Origin of the sequence: Dyella acidiphila, from assembly GCF_014863405.1 — a bacterium.
GTDB lineage: Bacteria > Pseudomonadota > Gammaproteobacteria > Xanthomonadales > Rhodanobacteraceae > Dyella_B > Dyella_B acidiphila.
In genome coordinates this window covers 299,624-325,165 of sequence record NZ_JACZZA010000012.1, presented here as the reverse complement: position 1 = coordinate 325,165, position 25,542 = coordinate 299,624, and the positions used below count along the sequence as shown (strand labels likewise).

The 25,542-nt window shown below is 63.8% G+C and carries 24 protein-coding genes, 1 tRNA gene and 1 pseudogene; 15 read left to right on the top strand and 11 right to left on the bottom strand.

Annotation, left to right across the window (positions count from 1 at the left end; all coding sequences use genetic code 11):
- Positions 1-121: 121 nt before the first annotated feature.
- The 4 genes from IGX34_RS18295 to IGX34_RS18280 all read right to left on the bottom strand — a co-directional run bounded on the left by IGX34_RS18295 (position 122) and on the right by IGX34_RS18280 (position 3,300).
- A complete protein-coding gene (locus IGX34_RS18295; RefSeq protein ID WP_192557168.1) occupies positions 122-466 on the bottom strand; it encodes a hypothetical protein in 345 nt (114 codons plus the stop codon).
- A gap of 135 nt (positions 467-601) precedes the next feature.
- A complete protein-coding gene (locus IGX34_RS18290) occupies positions 602-1,555 on the bottom strand; it encodes a DUF3800 domain-containing protein (RefSeq protein ID WP_192557167.1) in 954 nt (317 codons plus the stop codon).
- Between the two features lie 254 nt (positions 1,556-1,809).
- The gene (locus IGX34_RS18285) at positions 1,810-3,060 is read right to left on the bottom strand and encodes a tyrosine-type recombinase/integrase (RefSeq protein ID WP_192557166.1); all 1,251 of its coding nucleotides are present in this window, start codon (positions 3,058-3,060) and stop codon (positions 1,810-1,812) included.
- 163 nt (positions 3,061-3,223) lie between these two features.
- Positions 3,224-3,300, bottom strand: a tRNA-Met gene (locus tag IGX34_RS18280).
- 190 nt (positions 3,301-3,490) lie between these two features.
- Here IGX34_RS18280 and IGX34_RS18275 point away from each other — a divergent pair.
- The 8 genes from IGX34_RS18275 (at position 3,491) to ampE (ending at position 8,569) form a co-directional block, all read left to right on the top strand.
- Complete coding sequence (locus IGX34_RS18275) at positions 3,491-4,030, top strand: RNA pyrophosphohydrolase (protein WP_192557165.1); 540 nt, start codon at positions 3,491-3,493, stop codon at positions 4,028-4,030.
- A gap of 58 nt (positions 4,031-4,088) precedes the next feature.
- Positions 4,089-4,298: a (2Fe-2S)-binding protein gene (locus IGX34_RS18270; RefSeq protein WP_425598805.1), complete on the top strand. Its 210-nt coding sequence runs from the start codon at positions 4,089-4,091 to the stop codon at positions 4,296-4,298.
- A gap of 140 nt (positions 4,299-4,438) precedes the next feature.
- Positions 4,439-4,909 carry a bacterioferritin gene (bfr, locus tag IGX34_RS18265; RefSeq protein WP_192557163.1) on the top strand — a complete coding sequence of 157 codons (471 nt, stop codon included), beginning with the start codon at positions 4,439-4,441 and terminating at the stop codon, positions 4,907-4,909.
- A gap of 126 nt (positions 4,910-5,035) precedes the next feature.
- Entirely contained in the window at positions 5,036-5,800 is a 765-nt protein-coding gene (locus IGX34_RS18260; protein ID WP_192557162.1) for a DUF6776 family protein, read from the top strand.
- On the top strand, positions 5,787-6,209 hold the full coding sequence (locus IGX34_RS18255) for a bactofilin family protein (protein ID WP_192557161.1): 423 nt from the start codon (positions 5,787-5,789) through the stop codon (positions 6,207-6,209). The genes IGX34_RS18260 and IGX34_RS18255 overlap by 14 nt, the downstream gene beginning before the upstream one ends.
- A gap of 85 nt (positions 6,210-6,294) precedes the next feature.
- The gene (gene erpA, locus IGX34_RS18250; RefSeq protein WP_192557160.1) at positions 6,295-6,663 is read left to right on the top strand and encodes an iron-sulfur cluster insertion protein ErpA; all 369 of its coding nucleotides are present in this window, start codon (positions 6,295-6,297) and stop codon (positions 6,661-6,663) included.
- A 16-nt stretch (positions 6,664-6,679) separates the two neighbouring features.
- Positions 6,680-7,639, top strand: a complete 960-nt coding sequence (gene nudC, locus IGX34_RS18245; protein ID WP_192557159.1) for an NAD(+) diphosphatase — start codon at positions 6,680-6,682, stop codon at positions 7,637-7,639.
- A gap of 60 nt (positions 7,640-7,699) precedes the next feature.
- Positions 7,700-8,569 (top strand): regulatory signaling modulator protein AmpE, encoded by an 870-nt coding sequence (gene ampE, locus IGX34_RS18240; RefSeq protein ID WP_192557158.1) that lies wholly within the window; start codon positions 7,700-7,702, stop codon positions 8,567-8,569.
- 12 nt (positions 8,570-8,581) lie between these two features.
- Here ampE and IGX34_RS18235 read toward each other — a convergent pair whose 3' ends face one another.
- Entirely contained in the window at positions 8,582-10,456 is a 1,875-nt protein-coding gene (locus IGX34_RS18235; RefSeq protein ID WP_192557157.1) for an MFS transporter, read from the bottom strand.
- 146 nt (positions 10,457-10,602) lie between these two features.
- Here IGX34_RS18235 and IGX34_RS18230 point away from each other — a divergent pair, with 146 nt between their 5' ends.
- From IGX34_RS18230 to IGX34_RS18225, 3 genes and pseudogenes are all read left to right on the top strand, one after another.
- Positions 10,603-10,974, top strand: coding sequence for a DUF2784 domain-containing protein (locus IGX34_RS18230; protein WP_192557156.1), 372 nt, complete (start codon positions 10,603-10,605; stop codon positions 10,972-10,974).
- 36 nt (positions 10,975-11,010) lie between these two features.
- Positions 11,011-11,346: pseudogene (locus tag IGX34_RS22555) on the top strand (GFA family protein); the annotation flags it as partial.
- A gap of 138 nt (positions 11,347-11,484) precedes the next feature.
- Positions 11,485-11,883, top strand: a complete 399-nt coding sequence (locus IGX34_RS18225) for a VOC family protein (RefSeq protein ID WP_192557187.1) — start codon at positions 11,485-11,487, stop codon at positions 11,881-11,883.
- A 45-nt stretch (positions 11,884-11,928) separates the two neighbouring features.
- On the opposite strand, the gene purD is transcribed toward IGX34_RS18225, so the two are convergent.
- The 6 genes from purD to IGX34_RS18195 form a co-directional block, all read right to left on the bottom strand.
- Positions 11,929-13,212, bottom strand: a complete 1,284-nt coding sequence (purD, locus tag IGX34_RS18220) for a phosphoribosylamine--glycine ligase (RefSeq protein WP_192557155.1) — start codon at positions 13,210-13,212, stop codon at positions 11,929-11,931.
- Between the two features lie 204 nt (positions 13,213-13,416).
- Complete coding sequence (locus IGX34_RS18215) at positions 13,417-14,799, bottom strand: AMP-binding protein (RefSeq protein WP_192557154.1); 1,383 nt, start codon at positions 14,797-14,799, stop codon at positions 13,417-13,419.
- Between the two features lie 155 nt (positions 14,800-14,954).
- Positions 14,955-15,527: an L-threonylcarbamoyladenylate synthase type 1 TsaC gene (gene tsaC, locus IGX34_RS18210; protein WP_192557153.1), complete on the bottom strand. Its 573-nt coding sequence runs from the start codon at positions 15,525-15,527 to the stop codon at positions 14,955-14,957.
- Between the two features lie 165 nt (positions 15,528-15,692).
- Positions 15,693-18,179 carry a DNA topoisomerase I gene (locus tag IGX34_RS18205; protein ID WP_192557152.1) on the bottom strand — a complete coding sequence of 829 codons (2,487 nt, stop codon included), beginning with the start codon at positions 18,177-18,179 and terminating at the stop codon, positions 15,693-15,695.
- Between the two features lie 127 nt (positions 18,180-18,306).
- Positions 18,307-19,443 (bottom strand): DNA-processing protein DprA, encoded by a 1,137-nt coding sequence (gene dprA, locus IGX34_RS18200; protein WP_192557151.1) that lies wholly within the window; start codon positions 19,441-19,443, stop codon positions 18,307-18,309.
- A gap of 105 nt (positions 19,444-19,548) precedes the next feature.
- Complete coding sequence (locus tag IGX34_RS18195) at positions 19,549-20,697, bottom strand: LysM peptidoglycan-binding domain-containing protein (protein ID WP_192557150.1); 1,149 nt, start codon at positions 20,695-20,697, stop codon at positions 19,549-19,551.
- 191 nt (positions 20,698-20,888) lie between these two features.
- Between IGX34_RS18195 and def the strand changes: the two genes are divergently transcribed.
- The 4 genes from def to IGX34_RS18175 all read left to right on the top strand — a co-directional run bounded on the left by def (position 20,889) and on the right by IGX34_RS18175 (position 25,516).
- Positions 20,889-21,398 (top strand): peptide deformylase, encoded by a 510-nt coding sequence (gene def, locus IGX34_RS18190; RefSeq protein ID WP_192557149.1) that lies wholly within the window; start codon positions 20,889-20,891, stop codon positions 21,396-21,398.
- A 2-nt stretch (positions 21,399-21,400) separates the two neighbouring features.
- A complete protein-coding gene (fmt, locus tag IGX34_RS18185) occupies positions 21,401-22,327 on the top strand; it encodes a methionyl-tRNA formyltransferase (protein ID WP_192557186.1) in 927 nt (308 codons plus the stop codon).
- Positions 22,324-23,619, top strand: a complete 1,296-nt coding sequence (rsmB, locus tag IGX34_RS18180) for a 16S rRNA (cytosine(967)-C(5))-methyltransferase RsmB (RefSeq protein ID WP_192557148.1) — start codon at positions 22,324-22,326, stop codon at positions 23,617-23,619. The genes fmt and rsmB overlap by 4 nt, the downstream gene beginning before the upstream one ends.
- 178 nt (positions 23,620-23,797) lie before the next feature.
- Positions 23,798-25,516 carry an ArnT family glycosyltransferase gene (locus tag IGX34_RS18175; RefSeq protein WP_192557147.1) on the top strand — a complete coding sequence of 573 codons (1,719 nt, stop codon included), beginning with the start codon at positions 23,798-23,800 and terminating at the stop codon, positions 25,514-25,516.
- Positions 25,517-25,542 lie beyond the last annotated feature (26 nt).

Sequence of the window (25,542 nt, the reverse complement as noted above, 5' to 3'; positions counted from 1 at the left end):
AACACGGTTCGGCCGCATAGCGCGTTGAATTATCGGCCACCGGCTCCTGAAGCTGTCCTGCCAGCCATCCAGGATGTACATCTGAAGCTCGCTGCTTAAACTAACCCTACATCTGGACCAGTTAGTGCAGGCCACTCAGTCCGGATCTTGTCTTTACTGTTGCAGCATCTGTAGTCCCATCAAGCAGACGCCTGGATAATTTGCTATCTCCACCTTTAGCTTTGAAAAAGGTGACGCGACTTAGTTCGAAAATGCGGACCACGCACCAGCACAGCAAAAAGAAGACCAGCGGCTTTGCATCAAGAATTGACGTAGTTAGATTACTCAGCCAATTCCAGTCGAAGCGTATGGCGAACGATGTGGCGATCCATGTTACAAAAGCTAGAGACAGCGCACGCGCGTAACGCTCACTTAGTTTGCCAAACCAAATCTCTTGTACTCGCTTGAAGTAGGCCTCGCTGTCCATGATGGGCGCCCTACGTGGAATCCATGTGATAACGGCTAATTCGGCGCGACCTTTAGATGCATCAGTAGATCATTGTTCATAAGGCCGTATGATCAGGGAACTTCGCACATGCCCCGCCGGAACGGGGTTATAAAATCACTTCGTTACCGGCTTAGCTCCACCTACGATGCTTTTCACGGTGTAGCGCCTGGGCTGCTTACGATGCTTTTCGCACATCGTGCATTTGCACGCTAGATTCGTATAGTGCCGAACGCTATGCACTTTCCCGAGTGACCTATCAGCCCTTTTGTAAATCCGATCGAATATATCAGCTTCATTGTTCTCTATATAGCGGCGAATTCCATAACTGCATAGATCTGCGAGCTGCACCATATTCGTCAATTGACTATCTACAAATAGCGGCGTCTCGATGATGTTCGTTATACGCGTCCATAGCGTTCCCTGAGCATGGAAATATCTCATCATCTCGGTGTGGCGTTTCGCAACGGTTTCATTGTTATCGTGCACGATAAGCCCATACTCTTGGACCTTTGTTCTTTTTGACCTAGCTGCGAGATAGCTCTCGTACCTCGAGACGACCTGCTCGAACGCTTGCTCATCGATTGATCGCCCCGTCTTTGCGGGATCGGTATAAAGCTTGTCGACACACTCGCAAAACAGTCGCGCAAAGTCCCACTTACTCACCTCTTCAGCGACCGCCAGCACAAACGCACGTCGCTCGACGTTGGTTAGATGGATGTACGCGTCAGTCTTCTCGTAATTCTTTTTCGTTTGCTTGTAAGCTTTTGCGTTCCTCGCCCGCTGAAGCTTCAGAAGATGTGCATTCCTTTCGCGACGAACAGCGTTTTTTCGCTCAGCATCATTAAGCTGCTCGAAATTAGGAATCCTCGTTTGCTCAAGATAGGGCCTGAGGATCCACGCCGTATGGAGTTCAGCGCTCGGGAGTCGGTGTGCTATTTGGATAGCTTGGATTTGCGTATCCGCGTACTTCCATTTGTCGATGGGGATCGCCAACCCGGCAAGCACGAAATGGCTGCTGTTCCCTGGCACTGCTGATGTGCCCGACTCATCGATGTAGCAAAGATGCATGGGCCTACGTCCCCTTAATTTCGCAGGCAAAAAAAAGCGACTGGGGTCGTGGCTTAAAGCCACGAGTCGAGGCGCTTAGCGACTCTTCCCAGACGCTTCAAAATATTGGGGTCTTACACAGTTCACGTCAATAGGACAAGGCGTAAATATTTAGGGCAGGCTTAATTAGATGCATCAATTGCGACGGGTTATTAGGGGCGTCGCAAACAATGTGACGTAACACGTCACATTGTCCCGTCAACAAGCTGTGAAAGTTAATGCCGCCCAGCGCGATTTTTGAGTGCGACCACTTCGCCGCCAACGCGAAGGCCGCCCAAATACTCCGACCACGCCTGCATGATCTTCCTGCGCTCCGGGAGATGCTGCGCTTTGTTGTAAACGCCAGCCACACCCGGTTCTTTGTGCGATAGCTGGCGCTCGAGGGCCTCCGCACTCCACCCCATCTCACCGAGCAGCGTGCGGGCCATGTGGCGAAAGCCGTGGCCAGTGATGATGCCCTTATAGCCAATACGCGCCAACGCAGCATTGATCGCTCCGTCTGACATGTGACGCCTGGGATCACGCCCACCGGGGAAGAGATATTTCCCGTGGCCTGTCAGCGGATGCAGCTCGCGCAGGATCTCCAACGCCTGCCTGGAGAGTGGAACGATATGCGGCGGCGTTTGTGAATTCTCCTTAGCCGCTTTCTTCAGCTTTCGGTTCGCCGGCGGCACGGTGTAGGCCGGGTGCTCGCCCTCGAGGTCGAAATGCGACCACTCCGCCATACGGATCTCACCGGGCCGACAGAACCACAGGGGCGCCAGCTGCAGGGCACACTTCACCGGGAAAGTGCCGGTGAAGCCGTCGATCGCCCGCATCAGCTCCCCAACCTGCTTCGGATCGGTGATCGTCGGATGATTCTTGGGGTTGCGCGCTGGCAGGGTATCGCGCAGGTCTGCAGCTGGATCGCGGCTGGCGCGCTCAGTGGCCACAGCAAAGCGAAAAACCCGACTGAGCTGGTGCCGGAGGCGATGGGCCTGCTCGATATGCCCCTGCTTCACCAGGTGCGCCAGCAAGGGGCGGATCTCCGCCACGCCTATACCGGTAATCGCCAAAGCACCGATTCGCGGGAAAGCATGGTTTTCCAGGCGCAGGCGCTCCTTGTCGAACTGCCCAGGCGTCCACTCCGATCGCTTCACCTCCAGCCACTCCCTGGCGATCACCTCGAAACTGTTCGCCGCCCGCTCGACGCCGGCGATCTTCTCAGCCCTGCGTAGCGCGCCCGGGTCATTTTGCATGGCGACCTGTTTACGGGCCTGATCCCGCTTCTCCCGCGCTTCGGCCAAGCCTGTGTCGGGATAAATCCCCATGCTCAGCGTTTTGCGCTTGCCCGCGAAACGGTAGTCGAAACGCCACCACTTTGAGCCATTGGGGTTCACAAGAAGATATAGACCATCACCATCCGTCAGCTTGTACGGCTTATCAGCAGGCTTCGCCTTGCGAACAGCAGTATCGGTAAGCGCCATGACGGTAACCCTTCTGACGGTAGAACCAGTTACCGCCAAACCTACCGTCACCAGAAGGTGGATTTCAATGGACGCCGCTGGACGACATGAGACAACAGAATGCCCGAAACCCTTGGTACACTTGGGTTTCTCGGACTTGACTGGACGGGGATGGAGGGGTATTTGGTGGCTATGGGTGGACTCGAACCACCGACCCCAGCATTATGAGTGCTGTGCTCTAACCGGCTGAGCTACATAGCCATGGAGTGCGTATATCGCCTATGGGGAACCGGGTTCGGCCGGATTCAGGCGGGGCGCGGCAGTTTAATCGTCTCGCCCTTGCGGTTCAAGTGGTTGGCTTGCCCCGCCTTTGTAGGCTGTGGTTGAATCGATCCCGGATCAAAGCGCTACACGCCTAGCGGAAAACGCTGACATGATCCGAGGAGGCTGGATGATCGACGTTGATGGCTACCGTCCGAATGTTGGCATCGTTCTGCTCAATGCAGACGGCCGGCTGTTCTGGGCGCGCCGCATCCACCGCGACGGCTGGCAATTCCCCCAGGGCGGCATGCGCAGCGACGAAACGCCGCTGGAAGCCATGTACCGCGAGCTGGAAGAAGAAACCGGCCTCTCCCCCCAGCACGTCGAAGTCCTGGCCGCTACCCGCGGCTGGCTGCGCTACAAGCTGCCCAGCCGCTATATCCGCCATCACCAGCAGCCCACCTGCATCGGCCAGAAACAGGTCTGGTTCCTGCTCAAGCTGGTGGGCGGCGAAGACGCATTGCGGCTGGACGCCTGCGACAAGCCGGAGTTCGACCTCTGGCGCTGGGTGGATTTCTGGTATCCGGCCGCGCACGTGGTCAATTTCAAGCGGGACGTGTACCACCGGGCGCTGCGCCATTTCGCCCCGCTGGTGGAAACCATGCTCAGCATCGAGCTGGGGCCGCAGCCGCATCCGCGCAGCAACCGCGGCAAGCGCCAGGCTGCCTGAACGGGCCAGGCCGTTCCCAGCGAACACTTGTTGACAATCATTCGCATTCGCGTTGAAAATGCGCGGCATGTACATATGCCTGTGCAACGCCATTACCGACCATGACATCCGCCGCGCCGCGGCCGATGGTGTGCGCAGCTTCGCCGAGCTGCAGACCCGTACCGGCTGCTCGGACTGCTGCGGCTGCTGCGAAGCCGAGGCGCGCTCCACACTGGATGTCGCCATTGCGCAAGTCGCGCTGGATCTGCCGATCCTGGTCGCCGCCTGATTTCAGGTCCACTTGTTGGTCAGGAACGCCACCGACACAAATCGGTGGCGTTTTCGTTCGTGCAAACGCTTCGTATTGCCGTCATGCATGAGCAAGAATCCGTATAGTTCCCCACTTCAGCCAACGTACGGAGAGCAGCCATGAAGGGCGACGCCAAGGTCATCGAGTTCCTCAACAAGGTGCTCTACAACGAACTGACCGCCATCAACCAGTATTTCCTGCATTACCGCATGTTCAAGAACTGGGGCTATCAGGAGTTGGCCGAGCACGAATACAAGGAATCCATCGAAGAGATGAAGCACGCCGATCACCTGATCGAGCGCATCCTGTTTCTGGAAGGCCTGCCCAACCTGCAGCATCTGGGCAAGCTGCGCATCGGCGAGAACGTGCTCGAATGCATCCAGGGCGACCTCGACCTGGAGTTGGCGGCGACGAAAGATCTGCGCCAGGCCATCGGACACTGCGAAGGTATTGCCGACTACGTCAGTCGCGACTTGTTCAAGACCATTCTTCACGATGAAGAAGAACACATCGACTGGCTGGAAACGCAGCTCAGCCTGGTCAAGGACATCGGTGCAGAACGTTATCTGCAGTCGAAAATGGAAAGCTGAAGCAAAAGTTAAAAAAGGCGCGCCCTGCAACGCAGCAAAGCGACCATCGCCACAAAGCGCAGCACGATTCCTTGACGGTTTTGTCACCCCCGGGCTATACCCTCCGTTTTCCCGGAAAGGCCGCCCATGGCTTCGCGCCCACCGCCGCGCTATGTCGTACGCCCGCACGCCGACGCTGTCAGCCAGCGCCGGCGTGTGCTGTGGCTTGGCCTGGCGTGGCTCGGCAGCGTGTTGCTGGTTGCGCTGATCGCCGCCTTGGCGGTGGGTGCGTGGAAGGGTGTCGTGCCACGCATTTCGGATCGCCGCGAACTGCGCACGGTTACTGCCGAGAACGAAAACCTCAAGCAGCAAGTAGCCAATCTGCAACGCTCGCAGCAGGTAGCCGATGTCGCAACCACGGCCTTGCGCGAGACCATTTCCCGACGCGATGAAGAAATCAGCGGACTGCGTGCTGACCTGAGCTTCTATTCGCGCCTGGTCGGCGGCGATGCGCAACGCGAAGGCCTGAAGGTGCAGGAAGTTTCGCTGCAGCCCTTGCCGCATTCGTCGGCCTGGAATCTCACCGTCAGCCTTACTCAGAACATCAAGCGCGACGACGATACCAGTGGCACCACCATGATCAGCGTGGAAGGCCTGCGCAACGACAAAGTGATGCAACTGGACTGGTCCGCCCTGGGCGATGCCGCGGAAAAAACTGGAATTCCATTCAAATTCCGGTATTTCGAACAGCTACATACGACAATTGCACTGCCGTCAGATTTTCGGCCCACTCGCCTGCATGTCACAGTCCAGCCCGAAAATGGCGATCCTGTAAGCCGCGCCGTGGCCTGGAGCGACGCCCTATCCAGCCCAGTTACCACCAATCAGGGGGACACCGATGCTCAGCCGTAAACGCCACGAACAAACGCCGCGCCACGCCGATACCAGTCTGATCGCGCAAGGCACCATCATCCGCGGCGATGTCCGCTTCACCGGCACCCTGCATCTGGATGGCCGCATCGAGGGCGCCGTGCTCGGCGAAGGCCCCAATGCCGTCTTCACCCTGAGCGAGCATGGCCAAGTGCAAGGCGAGGTGCGCGTGCCGCACGCCATGATCAACGGCCACGTGACCGGCGATATCTACGCCAGCGAACGGCTGGAGCTGGCGCCGCAGGCCCGCGTGGTCGGCGATGTTCGCTACAGCTCGCTGGAGATGGCGGCCGGCGCCCAGGTCAATGGCCGCATGGCGCATCAGGGCGACGATCACGCCCAGCGCGAGCTGCCGGCGCCGGAAGTGCGCTCGGAGCCTGCCACCGTCTGATCGGCCCGGGCGCGGGAACTCCGCAGGACGGGGCGTGGCAGCTGATATGCTTGTAATTGCCCCCCATCAGCCCCAGTTCCGCGCCATGGAAACCATTGTCGCTATCCCCGATTACCGCCAGGCCGGCGCTCCGCTGGTCTTCACTGAAGCGGCCGCCCGCAAGGTCCACGAGCTCATTCAGGAGGAAGGCAACCCCGGGCTGAAGCTGCGCGTGTACATCACCGGCGGCGGTTGCTCGGGCTTCCAGTACGGCTTCACCTTCGATGAGGAACGCGCGGAAGACGATTTCGCGCTGGACCGCGAAGGCGTCACCCTGCTGGTCGATCCGCTTTCGCTGCAGTACCTCACCGGCGCCGAGATCGACTACAGCGAAAACCTCAGCGGCTCGCAGTTCGTCATTCGCAATCCCAACGCCAAGACCACCTGCGGCTGCGGCTCCTCGTTCTCCACCTGAGCGGCCATCAAACCCGATGGCGTCGACGAACCTCAACACTTTCGCCGGACTCAGCCTGATCCTCGATCGCGTTTCCGAACAGCGCGATGAAGCCGACTGGGTCGATGCCAAGGCCGGTGCGCCCGACGCACGCTATTTGCTGCTCGACCCGGCGGGCGATGCCTATCTGCACCGCGATAGCGAAGCGCTGCGCTGGCTGGATGCCGGCGAGCGCGAGCGCCTGGTGCCTGACGCGGCACGAAGCCTGCTCGGCATGGCCGAAGGCCAGCCGCACTTCATGCTGCTGCTGGACGAACATCACCCGCACACCGCATTGGAATCGTCGCTCAACGCCCGCCGCATGGGCCTGCGCGAAGCCGGTCTGCGCCTGGCCGCCGATGAGGCGGGATTATTTGCGTATGCCAAGGGGCTGGCGCACTGGCAACGCGAGACGCGCTTCTGCGCGCGCTGCGGCTCGCCGGTACAACTGGTGTCGTCCGGGCATCGCGCGCAATGCACCAATCCGGCCTGCGGGCGCCTGCATTTTCCGCGCACCGATGCGGCGATCATCGTGATCGTGGAGCATGAAGGTGCTTGCCTGCTCGGCCGCCAGGCCGGCTGGCCACCGGGCCGCTATTCCACGCTGGCCGGCTTTATCGAACCCGGCGAAGCGCTGGAAGATGCCGTTCGCCGCGAGGTCGCCGAAGAAGCAGGGGTGATCGTCGGCGACGTGCACTATCACTCCTCGCAGCCCTGGCCGATGCCGGCCTCGCTGATGGTGGGCTTCACCGCCACCGCCCTTTCCTCCGCGATCCGGCTGCGGGATGGCGAGCTGGAAGATGCGCGCTGGTTCACCCCGCAACAGATCGTGGATGGCTTGGCGGACGGCAGCCTGGGCACGCCGAGCAGGCTGTCGGTGTCCTACCAGCTGATCGCGCACTGGCTGCGCGAGCGAGCCGGCCTGGACCTGGCTGCGCTGACCGAACGCGCCCACTGAGCAGCGGTCGAGCAGGCCACCGTTGCTCGCATACAATGCGCTCCATCCTTTGGAGGTTTCATGGCCATTCGCCTGCTCGCCGCGCTGATCGCTCTCGGACTGCTGCATCTGCAGCCGCAACTGGCGCACTGGCGCGGCGATGCGGGCTATCGGCGCTGGGTGAATCAGCTGGGCGATACCAGCGGCAGCGCGCGCGTACTGCTGACCGTACTGGCACCGGTTGCCGCCTGCGCCTTGATCGTGTGGATGTTGCACGGCCTGCCGCTGGCAGCGCTCATGCAACTGGTGTTCGGGCTGGCAGTGCTGCTGTTCTCATTCGGTCCGCACGCCTTTGAAGCCGACATCGAAGCGATTCTCAAGGCCGCCGACCAGGCCGGCCGCGAGCACGCCGCCCAGGCCCTGTGCGACGACTGCGAGACCGTAGCCTGGACCACCGCCGATCTTGGCGAAGCCACCGCCTACGCCGCGTTGCGCCGCCGCTTCGGCGTGCTGTTCTGGTTCTTCCTGCTCGGCCCGGCCGGCGCCCTGCTCTATCGCCTGGCGCGCCAGCTCGGACACGACAGCACGCTCGCGCTCGACCCTGGTGCGCGCACCTCCGCCCGCTATCTGGCCAATGGCCTGGACTGGCTGCCGGCGCAGTTGATGGTGTTCACGCTGGCGCTGGTCGGCCATTGGGATGCAGTGATCGGTGCCTGGCGCCGCTGGCATCAGCAGGCGGTGCCAAACAGCTGGTATCTGTCCAATCCCGGCTTTCTCGGTGCCTCGGCGCGCGCCGATGTGCTGACGGATATCGAAGGCGGCGACGGCTACACCGAAGAACGCACCGATCCGCTGCACGAGCTGCGCCGCCTGCGCGACGCCCTGCTGCGGGCGTTGCTGGCATGGCTGAGCGTGGTGGCCTTGATCGTGATGGGCGGCTGGGTGCACTGAAGGCGTAGCGCGCTACGCCATATCGCCACGCAGGGCCTGCACACGGTCCTGCAAGATCGCGGCATCCACGTCCGCCGCCGGCCACACGGCATCCACCACCAGTTCGACCCGTGCGCGGAACCGGCGTGGCAGACGTGCACGGCGCAGCATCGAATCGCGGCGGCTCCACACGCTGCCCCACAAGCCGCGCAAAGCCATCGGCACCACCGGCACCGGACGGCGCTGCAAAATTTTTTCCACGCCCGCGCGAAACGGTGCGATGTCGCCATCCTTGGTCAAGCCGCCTTCCGGGAAAATGCACACCAGTTCGCCGCGGGCCAGGGCCGCATCGACATCCTCGAAGGCCTGTTGCAACACCGCCGGATCTTCCTTCTGCCCCGCAATCGGAATCGCCTTGGCGGTCTTGAAGACGAAGTGCAGCACGGGAATGCGAAAGATCTTGTAATACATCACGAAGCGCGCCGGACGGCGCAGGCTGGCCATCAGGATCAGCGGATCCATAAAGCTCACGTGATTGCAGACCAGCAAAGCCGGCCCTTCCTCGGGCAGGTTCTGCATCCCGTCGACACGAATGCGATAGAGCGAATTCACCAGCACCCAGGTGATGAAGCGCATCAGGAATTCGGGCACCAGCGTAAAGATGTAGGCCGCGACCACCACATTGAGCAGCGCGGCGAACAGAAAGATCTGCGGCGCACTGAAGCCCAGCGTATCCAGCGCCAGCCCGAACAGAGAGGCCATCACGATCAACAGCGCGTTGAGAATATTGTTGCCCGCGATCACCCGCGACAGCCGGTCGCGCAAGGTTCGCTGCTGCACGAAGGCAAACAGCGGCACGACATAGAAACCGGCAAACACGCCGATCAGGATCAGATCCAGCACGATGCGCCAGCTTCCGCCCGCATGCAGAAACGCCAGCCAGTCCATCCCGCGCATGGCGGCTGCGCCGGGACGGGCGAGAAACAAGTCGATGCCGAACGCGGTCAGGCCGAACGCACCCAGCGGCACCAGGCCAATTTCCACCCGCTTGCCGGACATCTTTTCGCACATCAGCGCGCCTACGCCGGTACCGATCGAGAACAGCGTCAGCACCAGAGTGTTGACCGAACCGTCGCCACCCAGATTGACCCGCGTATACAGCGGCAGCTGCGCCACCAGCACGGTGCCGAAGAACCAGAACCAGGAGATGCCGAGCACGGCGTTGTATACCGCGTGATCCCCGCGCGTGATGCGCAAGACCCGCACGGTTTCGCTCACCGGATTCCAGTTGAATTTCAGGTCCGGGGCGGTTGCGGGCGCTGGCGGAATCCGGCGGCTGGCGAGGTAGCCGATCACCGCGATGGAAATGGTCAGCGCCGCCGAATAGTGCGGCCCCACCCCCGCAACCAGCATCAACGCATTGCCGGCGACCATGCCGATCAGGATAGCCATCTGCGTGCCCATTTCCACCAGGCCGTTGCCGCCGACCAGCTCGCTAGATTCCAGCGCCTGCGGAAGAATGGCGTACTTGATCGGCCCGAATACGGTCGAATGGATGCCCATCATGAACAGCACCACCAGCAAGAAACTCAGGTGATGACCGATAAACCCAAATGCTGCCAGCACCATTGCGGCAATTTCGAACAGCTTGACGAAGCGGATGATGCGCGTCTTCTCGAACTTCTCCGCCAGCTGCCCTGCGGTGGCGGAAAACAAGAAGAACGGCAGGATAAACAGCGCCGGCGCCAGGTTGGTGTACAAGCCCACCGCATGGTCGGACAACCCCATCTGAAATGCCGCCAGCATGACCAAGGCATTGCGGAACGCGCTGTCATTGAACGCGCCCAGCGCCTGGGTCCAGAAAAACGGCGCGAAACGGCGGCGGCCTAGCAGGGCGAACTGGCTCATGCGGGTCCTTGGCGGCGAGAGTGTGCGTAGCCTAGCGCGAAACTCCGCCGTCTATCGCAACCGGGCTATGGCCGATCCGGCCGCATGCACAGCGGCCGCAAGCCGCGCTATGGTTGGAAAAATCCCCAGCGCAACGGCCCCGCGCCATGCTCCCGCTTATCGCCGCCGATACCGTACTTACGCTGCATCTGGCCTTTATTCTTTTCTGCGCATTCGGTGCCGTGCTGGCGCTGCGCTGGCGATGGATTCCATGGTTGCAGCTGCCTGCGGCAGCCTGGGGTTTTTATGTAGAACTCAGCGGCCGCATCTGCCCGCTTACCAGCATTGAAAACCACTTCCGCGAACAAGCCGGGCAAACCGCCTATGCCGGCGACTTTATCGGCCACTACCTGCTGGCGACGATTTATCCCGATGGGCTGACCCGGCACATGCAGTTTTTGCTGGGCGCGTTCGTGCTGTTGTTGAACCTGTCCATCTATGTCTGGCTGATCCGCCACCGGCGCAGATCGCACGACTGATGCGCACAGCATGGATTTGCCGGGCCGGGCTCACTTATGCTGGACCGCTACCGTACGCAATTTGCGAGGATTCACATGCTGACACCGGGACGCTGCCACTGCGGGAATATCGCTTACAGCCTGGATTGGAAAACCGATCCGACGGAGATCCCTGCGCGCGCGTGCACCTGCACGTTCTGCAGCAAGCATGGCGGTGTGTGGACGTCCTGCCCCGGCGGCACGCTGACGGTAACGGTGCAAGATCCGCAGCAGGTTTCGCGCTATGCCTTCGGCACCGGCACCGCCGATTTCCATATCTGCGTCCGCTGTGGCGTGGTGCCGCTGGTGACCAGCGAGATCGATGGCAAGCTTTACGCGGTAGTCAACGTCAATACTTTTGAAAACGTGGATCCGTCGCTGCTGCGCCGCTCATCGTCCACCCTCGATGAAGAGACCGGCGCAGAACGTCTCGACCGCCGCCAGCGCAACTGGATTGCCGAAGTCAGGTTCACCGGCGAGGAAAATCCGCCGATGCAGCAATCGCTGGCGCATGTCGCGCTGGTGGTGCGCGACTACGACGAAGCGATCGACTTCTATACGAGGAAGCTGGGCTTCGTGCTTGTCGAAGACAGCTACCAACCGGCACAGGACAAACGCTGGGTGGTGGTTGCACCCCCCGGGTCGCACGGTACCAGCCTGCTGCTGGCGCGTGCTTCCGCGCCGGAGCAGTTGCCGTTTGTCGGCAATCAGGCCGGCGGCCGTGTATTCCTGTTCCTGCGCACCGACGATTTCTGGCGCGATTATCACCGGATGGCCGCTGCGGGCGTGCAGTTCGTGCGCGCTCCCAGCGTCGAGGTGTATGGCACCGTGGCCGTGTTCGAAGATCTGTATGGCAACCACTGGGACCTGCTGCAATACAGCGCCGGCTGATCGGCGTCCGCGTCGATCAGCCATGCCGCCTATGTCTTGCGCGACTCAGCTGCGGCGCAAGGCACGATGTGCAATGTCGCGGCGGCAGAAGCCGCCGTCGAAGTGGATCTTGCTCACCGCCTGATAGGCATGCTCGCGTGCCGCGGCGATGTCCTTGCCCAGCGCACACACGGTAAGCACGCGGCCACCGGCGGTAATCGGGCGGTCATGTGCATCGAGCTTGGTGCCGGCGTGGAACACTTTGACGTCCGGGCCGAGCTCGCTATCCAGGCCCTCGATCAGATCCCCGCTTTTCACCTTGCCCGGATAGCCACCGGCCGCCAGCACCACGCCGATCGACGGGCGCGCATCCCATTGCGCATGTGTGTGGCGCAGCTCGCCGTCCAGCGCGGCTTCGATCAGGTCGACGAAATCGGACTTCAGGCGCAGCATGATCGGCTGCGTCTCCGGATCGCCGAAGCGCACATTGAATTCGATCACCTTGGGCGCGCCGTGTTTGTCGATCATCAGACCGGCGTAGAGGAAACCGATAAACGGCGCACCTTCCGATGCCATGCCGCGCAAGGTGGGCTCGATCACTTCCTTGAGAATGCGTTTTTCCACCTCGGGCGTCACCACCGGCGCGGGCGAGTACGCACCCATGCCGCCGGTATTGGGGCCGAGGTCGTTGTCGTCGCGGCGCTTGTGGTCCTGGCTGCTGGCCATCGGCAAGGCATGGGCGCCATCGCTCATCACGATGTAACTGGCTTCTTCGCCTTCGAGGAATTCCTCGATCACCACGCGCGCAGACGCATCGCCGAACGCATGCGCACCGAGCATGTCGTGCAAGGCCAGTTCCGCATCGCCCAAGGTGAGCGCCACCACCACGCCCTTACCGGCGGCCAGGCCATCGGCCTTGATCACGATCGGCGCACCATGCTCGCGCACATAGGCCAGGGCCGGATTGAGTTCGGTGAACACCGCATAGCGCGCGGTGGGAATGTTGTGGCGTAGCAGGAAATCCTTGGCGAAAGCCTTGGAGCCTTCCAACTGCGCAGCGATCGCGCGCGGCCCGAAAATGCGCAGGCCCGCAGCACGGAACTTGTCGACCACACCGGCTACCAGCGGCACCTCGGGACCGACCACGGTCAGCTCCACTTTTTCGGCCTTGGCCAGTTTCAGCAGACCGTCGATATCGGTAACCGCCACATCGGCATTGCGCAGGCCATGCTCATGCGCGGTACCGGCATTGCCGGGCGCTACGATCACTTCGCTGACGCGCCGCGACTGCTTGAGCTTCCACGCCAGCGCGTGTTCGCGGCCGCCGTTGCCGATAACCAGGACTTTCATGCCGTTGACTCCGAGATTGCGGGCGCCGCCGGGGCGCAAGCTGGGCATTGTAGCGGTGACGGGAACAGGGGCCGAGCCTGATGACTGCCTCCCCTGCTTGACAGGGGAGAGCCGGGGTGGGGTTGCACGAGCTTGCCGCTCGATGCGGAATCACCGCGAGACGGCTTCACCCATGAAGCGAACCAGCCGCTGCCGTGACGGCAATCAGGCCACCGTGCGGCGCGCCAACAGATCCAGCAAGGCCGCACGCGGCAGTTTGCCGGTCTCGTTGCGCGGCAGGCTCGCGACCAGGCGCAGGGGACGCGGCAGGAAGACCGGGTCGATCGAGGCGCGCAAGGCATCCACGATCAGTTGCTCGTCCAGCGCCGGCGCCACCACCAGTGCGGCGATGCGCTGGATGCCGATGGCATCGGGCTCATCCAGCTGGAACACCACGCCGTCCTCCACGCCGGGGATGGCCAGCAGGCGGCGGGTGAGATCGCCGAGCGAGGCCCGTTTGCCGGCGATTTCCAGCAGGTCCGCGTGGCGCCCGCACAATTCGAAACGGCGGCCATCGTCGTGCAGGGCGACGATGTCGGCCAGTACGGCAGGTGTATCCAGCTGCGGCGCCTCGATCTGCGTGCCATCCGGCTGCGGGTGCAGATGCACGCCGTGATACAGCGACCAGCGGCTGTCCGCCGTAACGCGCCGGGATGCAAAGGCACAGGTTTCGGTGGAACCAAACACTTCCAGCACCGGCGCGCCAAAACAGCGTTCCGCCTGCGCCGCCAGCTCCGGCGGCATCGGCGCCGTGGCGGACAAGATCGCCGCCAAGGGCGGCAGAGGTATGTCCGAGGCCACCAGTGCGCGCAAATGCACCGGCGTGGTGACCAGCACGCGCGGCGCAGGCATCTGCGCCAGCGCCGTGGCGATATCGGCCGGGAAAAACGGCCGGCCGGAATGCACCTGCACGTCGCCAAGCAAGGGCAGCAGCACCGACATTTCGATGCCGTAGATATGCTGCGGCGGCACCGTGGCGACCACCGCGAACTGTTCGCCGACCGCCTGCTGCAGCATGCGCAGATTGCCGGCCGTGCTGGCGTCCAGGCTGCCCCAGGTTTTCGCGTTGGGGCGCGGCGAACCGGTGGAGCCCGAGGTGTAGCCGACCACCGCGGTCTGCAGTGCCGGAATCGACGGCCACGCAGCCGGTGTCGCCACCGCGGCATCGAGCGCAAGCTCGGGCAATGCGTGATAACGCTCGGGTGCCGGCGCCAGCGGCCGGTCGCCCACGACATGGCAGCCCGGATGCGCGGCCATCACTTCCTCCACCGCATGCGGCGCACGCGAAGGCGGCAGCAGATTCGCCTGCCCGCGCAAGGCGATGGCGCAAAAGGCCACCATGAAGGCGTAGCGGTCTTCGCACAAATTGACCGCGGCGGATGCTTCCGGCAACAGCGCCGCAACACGCTCGACATGCGCCAGGAATTGCGCGGCGGTGATCACATCGCCTTCGTGCACGGCGATCACGCGCTGGGCATCGTCCACCTTCAGCAGCGGCAGCAGACGCTCTGCTTCATCGCGTTGATAGGTGTCGTAGACGATCGCCACGCCATGCGCTCCTGGTTACTGTCCCGATGCAATACGCCTCGCTCCGGCCAGAAGGCCGGCTACTACCGTGGCGAGGGTTGATTTCCTGCGGCCCCCATCCTCAGGGTTGCGGCTGAATCGGCAACGACCGTCCCAGCGTCCCTTTACTGCAGGATTCAGGTTCGGATGATAGCGCCGGTCAGCGCGTCACGAATGGTGGTGGGCTGCGCTGCGCCGCCCAGCGGCGCATCGACCGCGCCATCGAGCGCATCGCCGAAGTACTCGAGCACCGTCGCCAGCTCCCGTGCCGGCGGCTTGCCGTGCAGGTTGGCGCTGGTGGACACCAGCGCGCCGCCAAACGCCCGGCACAGGGCTGCCGCCGGGGCATGCGCGCTGACCCGCAGGGCAATGCCCGGATGGGTGCCAGCCACCCATTCGGGCACCTCGGCGCTGCGTGGGAATACCCAGGTGAACGGCCCGGGCCAACTGGCGCGAACCTGGGCCAGCACGCCGGCGGGCACCTTGGCCATGTCCACGTAGCGCTCGACCTGCGCGAAGTCGGCGGCGATCAGCAGCACACCCTGGGTGGCCGGCCGCTGCTTGAGCGTGAAGATGCGCTCGAAGGCGACGCGATTGTGCGGATCGCAGCCGAGACCAAAGACCGCTTCGGTGGGATAGGCGATAACGCCGCCCTCGTGCATCGACTGGGCGGCGTCCGGTAGCTGGGTGAGGGTGTACAGCGCGGGCATGTCGCTTTTCTTCCCCTCCTCTGCGGCGAGAGGATTGAGGTGAGGGGCCAAGGCTTGCCCCGGTCTTTGCCTGGAAGCGATCCCCGCTTCGATGAAAGCATGGCGCGAGGGTGTTTCCTCACCCCAACCCTCTCCCCGCCGGGGAGAGGAAGTGGATTGCGCGAATCACGCTTTGGTTTTTTTGCTTGCGGCTTTCTTTACGGCAGTCTTTTTGCTGGCGGTCTTCTTCGCAACGGTTTTCTTGGTCGCGGTTTTCTTGGCAGCGGCTTTCTTAGCCGGGGCCTTCTTGGCGGCCGCTTTCTTCGCCGCCGGCTCCGCCTTCTTGGTCGCCGTCTTCTTGCCGAAACGGCCTTTCTTGACCGGCGCCGCGGCCAGCAACTCCATGCACTGCGCCTCGGTCAGGTCCTTCGGCTCCTGATCCTTGGGGATGCGCGCATTCTTCTCGCCGTCCGTGATGTACGGACCGAAGCGACCGTTGAGGATCTGCACGCCATTGCCGAAGTCGCGGATGATGCGGTTGGCGATCAGCTCCAGCTTTTCCTGCACGATCTGCAGCGCACGCGGCAGCTCGATGGTGTACGGATCGTCTTCCGCCTTGAGCGAGGCATAGGTGCTGCCCTGCTTCACGAACGGGCCGAAACGGCCGACGCCCACCGTCACTTCATCGCCGTTCTCGGCCTGGCCGAGCTTGCGCGGCAGCTTGAACAACTCGATCGCCTCGTCCAGCGTGATCGTGTGCATGCTCTGGCCCGGGCGCAACGAGGCGAACTGCAGTTTCTCGTCCACGTCCTTGTCGCCGATCTGCGCATACGGCCCATAGCGGCCCAGGCGCACCGATACCGGCTTGCCGGATTTCGGATCGGCACCCAGCTCGCGCGCACCGGTGGCTTCGCTGCGGTCGACCGATTCGGTTTTCTCTTCCACCTGCTGCTTGAACGGCTGCCAGAAGCGCTGCATCAGCGGCACCCAGGCTTCTTCGCCGCGGCTCACCGCGTCGAGCTCGTCTTCGAGCTTGGCGGTGAAGTCGTAATCGACGTACTGGGTGAAGTGCTGGGTCAGGAATTTGCTTACCGCGCGGCCCACGTCGGTGGGACGGAAGCGCCGGTTGTCCAGCAGCACGTATTCGCGGTTCTGCAGCACCTGGATGATGCTGGCGTAGGTGGACGGACGACCGATGCCGTATTCCTCCAGCGCCTTCACCAGGCTGGCTTCGGAATAGCGCGGCGGCGGTTCGGTGAAATGCTGATCGGCGAGGATGTCCTGCAGCGGCACCTGCTCGCCCTTTTCCAGCCGCGGCAGCCGGCGGCCTTCATCGTCGTCCTCGGCAGTCTTCTGGTCGCGGCCTTCTTCGTACACGGCCAGAAAGCCGGGATCGACGACCGTGGTACCGGTGGCGCGGAAGGCAGCGTCGCCGCCTTTGACATGCTTGACGTCGAAATCCGCCGACACCGTGTTCATGGTGGCGTGGATCATCTGGCAGGCGACGGTGCGCTTCCAGATCAACTCGTACAGCTTGCGCTGCTCGTCGTTGAGGAATTGCGCAACCTCGCGCGGCGTGCGCATGGCCGAGGTGGGACGGATCGCTTCGTGCGCTTCCTGCGCGTTCTTGGACTTGGTGCGATACACCTGCGGCTGATCCGGCAGCGCCTTGTTACCGTAGTCGCGGCCGATCAGCTGGCGCAGCTCGCCCACGGCATCCTCGGACAGCGCGGTGGAGTCGGTACGCATGTAGGTGATCAGGCCGACATTGCCCTCGCTGCCGAGGCCGACGCCTTCGTAAAGCCCCTGCGCAACCTTCATCGTGCGACTGGTGCCGAAGCCCAGCTTGCGCGCGGCTTCCTGCTGCAGGGTCGAGGTGGTGAACGGCGGCGCGGGACGACGCTTGCGCTCCTTGCTGCCGACCTCGCTGACGGTGAGCTGCCCGCGGGCGGCTTCCTTCAGCGCGTCGCGGGCGGCCAGAGCGTCGGCCTCGTTGGTGAGGTCGAACTGCTCGAATTTCTTGCCGTTGAGCTTGGTCAGGCGCGCGCTGAAATCGCCTTCGTGATGCTTGAGCTGCGCCTCTACCGTCCAGTACTCGCGGGCGACGAAGGCTTCGATCTCTTCTTCGCGCTCCACGATCATGCGCAGCGCCGGACTCTGCACGCGGCCGGCGGACAGGCCACGCTGCACCTTGCGCCACAGCACCGGCGAAAGATTGAAACCGACCAGGTAGTCGAGCGCGCGGCGCGCCTGCTGCGCATCGACCAGGTCGTGCGACAACATACGCGGCGCGGCTACCGCGGCCTTGATTGCCTTGGGCGTGATTTCCGAGAACACCACGCGGTGCATCTGCTTGCCCTTGGCCAGCCCGCGCTCCTTGAGGATCTCGCTGATGTGCCAGCTGATCGCTTCACCCTCGCGATCCAAGTCGGTGGCGAGGTAGATGTCGTCGGCCACCTTGGCCGCCTTGGCGATCGCATCGACGTGTTTCTCGTTGCGCTCGATCACTTCGTACTTCATGGCGAAGTCGTGCTCGGTATCGACCGCGCCCTCTTTGGGCTTCAGATCGCGCACGTGGCCATAGGAAGCCAGGACCTGAAAGTCCTTGCCGAGATATTTGTTGATCGTCTTGGCCTTGGCCGGCGATTCGACGATAAGCAGGTTTTTTGCCATGTGGCGTGGGGTTCCAGGTGTTGCGTTCGCGACCGTATGGAGGAGGCCGCTCTATATATAGTTGGAAGCATGCCGGCTCGGCGACTGTCAAGCTGAGCCTTGTCAAAGCACGCTCCATGCAATGCGTTCAGACACCCGGCAAGCGTTGGTAGCGGCCGCCTGGCAGGCCTTCGACACAACCTTCCAGCTCCAGCATGAGCAGCATGGATGACAGCGCGGCGGCAGTTTGCCCGGTGCGTTCGGCCAGTTCGTCCAGAGCCGCCGGATCGTGACCCAGCGCCTCCAGCAATTGCCGGTATTGCGGGTCGCCACGCCAACCGCTCGTCGTCGTCCGGTCACCGGCCGCCGGCACCTGCTCCAGGCGCAGGGCCAGCTCGGCGCCAAGCGCCCGTGCCGCGGGAACCAGGGTTTCGATGATTTCGGCTGCGCTTTCGACCAGCCGCGCACCATCCCGGATCAGGCGGTGGCAGCCGCGGGCGAGCGGATTATGTATGGAACCGGGCACCGCGAATACCTCCCGCCCCTGCTCGGCCGCCAGACGGGCAGTGATCAGCGAGCCGGAGTGCAGGCCGGCCTCCACCACCAGGGTGCCGAGCGATAGCCCCGCAATGATGCGGTTACGGCGCGGAAAGTGGTCGGCACGGGCGGCCGTGCCGGGCGGAAATTCGCTGACCAGTACGCCCTGGGCCGCCACCTGCGCCGACAGCCCGCGGTGCTTGCGCGGATAGACCAAGTCCGGCCCGGTGCCGATCACCGCCACGGTTGGCTGCCCCGCAGCCAATGCGGCCTCGTGCGAGGCCGCGTCGATGCCCTCGGCCAGGCCGCTGGTGACGACAAAGCCGGCATGGGCCAGCTGCCTGGCAAATAGGCGCGCCGTCTCGCGGCCGGCACCGCTGGCGCTGCGCGCACCCACGATGGCCACCTGCGGTCGCAGCAGCAGACTGGCGTCGCCGCTGAGGAACAGGGCGGCCGGTGGCTGGGGGATGGTTTCCAGCTGGGGCGGAAAATCCGCCTCCGTACAGCACAGCAGCCGATGCCCTGGTTCGGCCAGCCAGGCCAGGTCGGCGGCAAGGCGTGCCTCGTCCGGCTGGCGCAGCCATGCCTGGGCCTCCAGATCGAGCGTCGCGGCGTGGCGCCGCAGCTGGGCAAGTACCTGGCCGATCTGCCCCCGCGCCGCGCCCAGGCGCTCTCTTAGGCCGCCTGGGCCGATGCCCGGCGTACGCAGGACAACCAGCCAGTCCCGCCATGATTCGTGTTCATTCATGCCGCGAGTCTAAGCGAGCCCCAAAACAGTCACGGCGCGGGTTTGCCGCGCCGTGCTGTGGGTTTTGTCGCAACCTGGGGCCAGCCCGGTGCTCGTGAAGCGGCCTTACTCGGGCATCTTCGCCCTGGCGCCGACCTTCACCGGCTTGAGGCCGTCCATCACGATGCCGTAGCTGACGCGGTCGAAGGTGCGGAAGATCATCACGTGGCCGACGTATTCATCCGGCAAGGTCACCGGCTTGAAGGCGTGGCGGTTCCAGACATCGTGCGCCACGTCGTCGTGGACCTGTTCGCCCGGCTGCCACAGCGAGAAGGTGGTGCCGTTGTCGACGCCGTCCTTCGAGCCCACCGAAAGCACCACCACGTCGTTCGGACCGACCTGGGTCATGCGCTCGTGCGAGAAGGCAATCACGCGTCCGTCAGCCGGCAGGGTCTTGGGCGGATGCGGGTAGTAGTACGGGTCGTACGGGTTGTCGTCGACCGGCATCAGGCGATCGCCGGCGCGAACTTCCATGATCGAGCTGAGCAGCAGCAGGGTCGAGGGATCGCCGTCGCGCAGCACTTCGGCCTGGCCGATCACTTCCACTTCCATGGCCAGAGTCTTGCCGCGGAACGTGTGGTTGGGGGTGACGTTGCCCAGATCGGTGGTCCACTCCTCATTCCACGGCGTGCTGGCGGTGGCGACGTCGCTGTCGACCAGGTTGGCCGCCATCTCGTCGCTTTCCTGGTCTTCCGAGCCACCGTAGGTGCGGAACACATGGGTGGGGCGCACGATCGCCCAGCGCTGGCCGGGCACCGCCTTGAGGTTGCGCACGTACAGGTTGCGGCCGGAAGTGCCGGTGATATCGCCTTCCTCGAAGCCCATCACGTACGGCGCGTTTTTCACGTCATCCGGATCGACCACGCGCGAATCGCGCAGGAACGGCTTCAGCTGTTCGACCGGGATGGCCGGAATCGCCTCGCCTTCACGGTGAATGGCCGGCTCCAGCCGCAGCGACGGGCCGCCGTTGATGAAGGACAGGTCCAGCACGTCGCCCGGGTAGATCAGATGCGGATTGCGCACCTGCGGGTTGGCCTGCCAGATTTCCGGCCACAGCCAGGGCTTGGAAAGGAAGCGCGCGGAAATGCCCCACAGGGTATCGCCGCGACGCACGGTGTAGCTGTCGGGGTGATCGGCGCGAAGCTGGGTACCGGCCGCATAAACGGCCACTGTGACCAGCATGCTGGCCAGCAGCCCAATGGACTTTCTAATCATAAACGGGAATCCCCCTTGCCCCCGATGCTCGGCCGAGTGTAACCGAACCGTTAACCCAAGCAACACGTGCCCAGTTGGCAAAAACGTGCGCCGACAACATGTTGAACCACGTACAATAAGCACATTCTAGACCGCGCCCGGGCTGGCTTTTTACCAATTCGCCCGCAAATCTGGCGCCCGAGGTGAGCCCCATGTCCGTATTGACCATTCTTGAATTCCCCGATCCGCGGCTGCGTACCAAGGCCGAGCCGGTCACGGTCTTCGATGCCCCATTGAAGCAGTTCGTCGATGACATGTTCGAGACGATGTACGCCGCCAACGGTGTCGGCCTGGCCGCCACCCAGGTCAACGTGCACAAGCGCGTGCTGGTGGCGGACATGAGCGAGGAGCGCAACCAGCCGCTGGCCCTGATCAATGCCCAGATCCTGGAAAAGGACGGCACCCAGGTGTACCAGGAAGGCTGCCTGTCCTTCCCCGGCATCTATGCCGACGTCACCCGCGCCCTGAAAGTGAAGGTGCGCGCGCAAGACGTTGAAGGCAAAACCTTCGAGCTGGAAGTGGAAGGCCCGCTGGCGGTGTGCATCCAGCACGAGATGGATCATCTGGCCGGCAAGGTGTTCGTCGACTACCTGTCGCCGCTGAAGCGTTCGATCCTGCTCAAGCGCATGGAAAAGCAGCGCAAGCAGGCCGCCAACGCGTGAGCCTGCGTATTGTTTTCGCCGGCACGCCGGAGTTTTCCGTTCCCTGCCTTGAAGCCTGCCGCAGCAGCGGTGCCGAAGTGGTCGCGGTGTATACGCAGCCGGACCGGCCCGCCGGGCGCGGCCGCAAACTCACCCCCAGCCCGGTAAAAGAAGCGGCGCTGGCGGCCGGCATTCCGGTAGAGCAACCGCAAAGCCTGAAAACGGTGGAAGCACGCCAGACCCTGGCGGCCTATCGGCCCGACCTGATGGTGGTGGTGGCCTACGGCCTGATCCTCTCGCCCAAGGTGTTGGCCCTTCCGCGGCTGGGCTGCTGGAACGTGCATGCCAGCCTGCTGCCGCGCTGGCGCGGGGCCGCGCCGATCCAGCGCGCGATCCTCGCCGGCGATACCGCAACCGGGGTTGATCTGATGCAGATGGAAGCCGGCCTCGACACCGGCCCGGTGCTGCTTGAACGCCGCACGGAAATCCAGCACAGCGACACCGGCGGCACCTTGCACAATCGCCTGGCCTTGCTCGGCGCGGATGTGCTGATGGAAGGCTTGTGCCGCACCCTGGCCGGCGAAACGCTGCCGTCGCAGCCGCAGTCCGGGCAAGGTGTGCTGTATGCGCACAAGCTGGAAAAGGCCGAGGCGAAGCTCGATTTCAACAAGCCGGGGCTGGCGCTGGAACATCAGGTGCGCGCCTTCGATCCCTGGCCGGTGGCCGAGGGTGAAATCGCTGGCGAAAACGTGCGCATCTGGGCCGCACATGCGGTAACGCAGGATCTGTCCGCCCATCCCGGCACGGTGGTGGAGGCACGCCGCGACGGCATCGATATCGCCTGCATCGACGGCGTATTGCGCGTCACCGCGCTGCAGCGCGCCGGCGGCAAGCGCATCACCGCCGCCGACTATCTCAACGCGCGTCCCGAACTGCGCGGCGCGCGATGAACGATACCCGCGCACTCGCCGCGCAGGCGTTGGCGGATGTCGCCCTGCGCGGCAAATCGCTGCGCGAGGCGATGGACCGCAAGGCTCCGCTGCTGCGCGATCCGCGCGATCGCGCCCTGCTGATGGCGCTGCTCAGCGATGGTGCGCGCTGGTGGTTGCGCTTCGATGCAGCACTCGATCGTCTGCTGGACAAATCCTTGCGCAGCAAGGAACCCGAAGTACACGCGCTGCTGGTGTTGGGCCTGGTGCAGCTGGAAATCCTGCAGCTGCAGGATTACGCCGCAGTGGCCGCCACGGTGGAAGCCACCCGTGCACTGCAGCGCCCGCGCCTGGCCGGCCTTGTCAATGCCGTGCTGCGCCGCTGGCAGCGCGAGCGCGAGACGCTGCTGGCCGCCCTCGATGCCGCGCCGCAGACGCGTTACGCCATGCCGCCATGGCTGGCCAAGGCGATTGCCGGCGACTGGCCGGCCCAGCACGAGGCCGTGCTCGCCGACAGCAATCGCGAACCGCCGCTGATGCTGCGTGCGAATCGTCGCCGGATCGAACGCGATGCGCTGGTGCAGCAACTGCGCGCGGAAGGCTACACGGCTGACCCGCATGCGTGGCTCGCCGACGGCATCGTGCTGCCGCACAGCAGCGATGTCACTCGCATGCCGGGTTTCGCCCAGGGCCTGTTCGCCGTGCAGGACGGCGCCGCCCAAGTTGCCGCCGAGATCGCGCAAGTGCGCAACGGCCAGCGCGTGCTCGATGCCTGTGCAGCGCCGGGCGGCAAGGCCTGCCATCTGCTGGAGCGCGCGGATCTCGCACTTACCGCGGTGGAATTCGACGCCAGCCGCGCCACCCGCATCCGACAAAACCTGGAGCGCCTGGGATTGCAGGCCGAGGTCTGCGTGGGCGACGCCGGCGATCCCTCTGCCTGGTGGGACGGGCAAGCCTTCGACCGCATCCTGATCGATGCGCCCTGCTCGGCCACCGGCGTGCTGCGCCGGCGCCCGGATGTGCGCCTGCACCGGCGCGCCAGCGATATCGATGCGCTGGCTGCGCAGCAGCAGCGCATTCTGGCCGCACTGTGGCCGCTGCTCGCGCCGGGCGGACGGCTGGTCTACATCACCTGCTCGCTGCTGCGGGCCGAGAACGAGGCGGTCGTGCAAGGCTTCTTTGCCGGCCGCGACGATGCGCAGGCCGTGCCGCTGCAGTTGCCGGTCGGGCAGGCCGCCGTCAGCGGCTGGCAGATCCTGCCCGGCGATGGCGATCTCGACGGCATGTACTATGCCGCGTTCGAGCGGCGCTAAAGCTCTTTGTTCTCGCTCCCGCCGGGGCGCGGGCAAGGCGAGGGGCCGGTCTTGCGACAAGCCGCTATCTCGATAAGCCCGTCAAAAGCATTCAAGGCAATCATGCAGCCTCCGGCCAATGCCGCCCTTCACTCCAACCTGCTCCCTACCGGCGAGCGGAAGTAAGAACGCCGCGCCTATGCATGCGATCACCCACGCCACCCCGCAAGAGCGCCGCCGGTTCTGGCTGATGCTGCTGTTCGCAATCCTGATGCTCGGCCTGGGCATCGGCCTGCGCAACCCATGGCCCTCGGACGAACCGCGCTTCACCCTCGCCGCCAAGCAGATGGTGGAAAACGGCGACTGGCTGTTCCCGCATCGCGGCGTGGAGCTCTACGCCGACAAACCTCCGATGCTGATGTGGCTGGAAGCGGCCAGCTTCGAGCTCGTGCGCAACTGGCGCATTGCCTTCATGCTGCCTTCGTTTCTGTCGGCGCTGGGCTGCCTGCTGCTGGTCTACGACCTCGGGCGGCGGCTGTGGGATCGCAAGGTCGGCACGTACGCAGCGATCGCCACGCTGATGTGCATCCAGTTCGTCTTCCAGGCCAAGCGCGCGCAGATCGATCCGCTGGTGGTGTTCTGGATTACGGCGGCGAACTGGGGCCTGCTGCGGCATCTGCTATGCGGACCGAACTGGCGCATGTACTGGTTCGGGTGTTTTTGCGCAGGCTTGGGCGTGATCACCAAGGGTGTGGGCTTCCTCGCCCTGTTCATGCTGCTGCCTTACCTGTGGGCTGCCGTGCGACGCTGGGACGGCGTCGCCAAGATGGCGCCGGGCGCATGGTGGCGCTGGCTGCTGGGGCTGGCAGCCACGCTGGCGGCGATCGGTCTGTGGCTGTTGCCGATGCTGCTGGCCGCGCGCATGCACGCTGACAATCCGCGCTACGCCGCCTACGTCAACAACATCCTGTTCCATCAGACCGCCGGACGCTACGCGCACGCCTGGCACCACATCCATTCGGCGTTCTATTACTTGCCGATCATGCTCTACAACTGGCTGCCGCTGTCGCTGACCTATCCAGGCAGCGTGGTGCGCTGGTGGCAGGCGCTGAAAGCGAAAGATGCGCGGATCCTGCTGCCGCTGGGCTGGATCGTGCTGGTGCTGCTGTTTTTCAGCGCCTCGGCCGGCAAGCGCGATGTATACGTCCTGCCGATCGTGCCGATGCTGGCACTGATCACCGCGCCGTATCTGGAAGCGATGCTGTCCACTCGCTGGTTGCGCGCGCTGTGCATCGCCTTCCTGCTGATTGTCGGCGGCGCCATGCTGGGGCTGGGCGGCTATGCCTTGCTTGCCCATCCCGCTTTCACCGCCAGGCTTGCCTACGAACGCGGCTTCGACGGCCCGGTCGGCAGCCTGTGGTGGATGTGCATCGTAATCGGCGCTGCGCAGTGGCTGTTGCTGGCGTGGTTCCGCCGGCGGGTTCACCTCGCTGTCGCCGGCGGCATGCTGGTGTTGTGGGCGGTGTGGGGCTTGTGGGCCTATCCGCTGCTCAACGGCAGCAGTTCGGCCGCCGACCTGATGGCGAACGTGCGCGCGCATCTGGCGCCACAGGACGAGATCGCCCTGGTCGACTGGAAAGAACAGAACATGCTGATGCTCGACCGCCCTGCAGTCGACTTCGGTTTCAGCGCCGCCACCTCGGACCAGTTTGCCCAGGCCGTGCAATGGCAGGCCGCGGCGCCAGCCACGCGTTGGATCTTCGCCGAGGCGCCGTCGATGGGACGCTGTGTGGAACGCAGCAAGGCCATCAACATAGGCCATGCCAACCGCCGCGACTGGTGGCTGTTCAAAGCCGACGCGGTCGTGCCCGGATGCACCCCGCCGCCGGCCAGCACGGACGAAGATACTGGTGAATAATCCGCAGCCGCCCCTTCCGCCGACCA